This is a genomic window from Psychrobacillus antarcticus (assembly GCF_029533155.1).
Taxonomy (GTDB): Bacteria; Bacillota; Bacilli; order Bacillales_A; family Planococcaceae; genus Psychrobacillus; species Psychrobacillus antarcticus.
Map to the genome: position 1 here is coordinate 1 of NZ_JAIZDB010000066.1, position 1,371 is coordinate 1,371.

The 1,371-nt window shown below is 50.1% G+C and carries 2 tRNA genes and 2 rRNA genes; all 4 read right to left on the reverse strand.

The annotated features are described in order from the left end of the window. A 23S ribosomal RNA gene (locus LDK52_RS19875) occupies positions 1 to 380 on the reverse strand; the annotation flags it as partial. 115 nt (positions 381 to 495) lie between these two features. Then, positions 496 to 571 (reverse strand) — tRNA-Ala (locus tag LDK52_RS19880). Positions 572 to 588: 17 nt separating this feature from the next. Continuing rightward, positions 589 to 665 (reverse strand) — tRNA-Ile (locus tag LDK52_RS19885). Positions 666 to 815: 150 nt separating this feature from the next. Further along, positions 816 to 1,371 (reverse strand): 16S ribosomal RNA (locus LDK52_RS19890); the annotation flags it as partial.

Genomic DNA, 1,371 nt, shown 5'->3' on the forward strand with positions numbered 1-1,371 from the left:
GGGGCTTTTACCCTATCCTGCGGACCTTTCCAGATCGCTTCGTCTAACTCATTCCTTTGTAACTCTATGTAGAGTGTCCTACAACCCCAAAAGGCAAGCCTTTTGGTTTGGGCTATTCCCGTTTCGCTCGCCGCTACTCAGGGAATCGATTTTTCTTTCTCTTCCTCCAGGTACTTAGATGTTTCAGTTCCCTGGGTGTGTCTCAGATGCGCTATGTATTCACGCAAATGTACTGCTCCATTACGAACAGTGGGTTTCCCCATTCGGAAATCTCCGGATCAAAGCTCACTTACAGCTCCCCGAAGCATATCGGTGTTAGTGCCGTCCTTCGTCGACTCCTAGTGCCAAGGCATTCACCGTGCGCCCTTATTAACTTAACCTAAAAGTTAAAAAGTCTTACACGTCGTGATTACGTAAATAATCACAACAGAATTTCTTGTTGTTTATTGTTTCAATGTCGTTTTATCCAGTTTTCAAAGAACAAATTATAAACTTTGGTGGAGCCTAGCGGGATCGAACCGCTGACCTCCTGCGTGCAAGGCAGGCGCTCTCCCAGCTGAGCTAAGGCCCCCGAAATCTAAAAGGGTATGGTGGGCCTAAATGGACTCGAACCATCGACCTCACGCTTATCAGGCGTGCGCTCTAACCAGCTGAGCTATAGGCCCTCTTTGAATTTCCATATATAATATGAACATTCAAAACTGAACTGCAAAACGTTAAGACTTGCACAGGATGTGCTGACTTCTACGTTGCCACAAGACGTGGCGAACTTAGTAGAAGATCCTACTTCCTGCGTATTCCGATATTATCCTTAGAAAGGAGGTGATCCAGCCGCACCTTCCGATACGGCTACCTTGTTACGACTTCACCCCAATCATCTGTCCCACCTTCGGCGGCTGGCTCCCTTACGGGTTACCCCACCGACTTCGGGTGTTACAAACTCTCGTGGTGTGACGGGCGGTGTGTACAAGGCCCGGGAACGTATTCACCGTGGCATGCTGATCCACGATTACTAGCGATTCCGGCTTCATGTAGGCGAGTTGCAGCCTACAATCCGAACTGAGAACGGTTTTATGGGATTTGCTCACCCTCGCGGGGTTGCGACCCTCTGTACCGTCCATTGTAGCACGTGTGTAGCCCAGGTCATAAGGGGCATGATGATTTGACGTCATCCCCACCTTCCTCCGGTTTATCACCGGCAGTCACCTTAGAGTGCCCAACTGAATGCTGGCAACTAAGATCAAGGGTTGCGCTCGTTGCGGGACTTAACCCAACATCTCACGACACGAGCTGACGACAACCATGCACCACCTGTCACCGCTGTCCCCGAAGGGAAAAGCCTATCTCTAGGCCGGTCAGCGGGATGTCAAG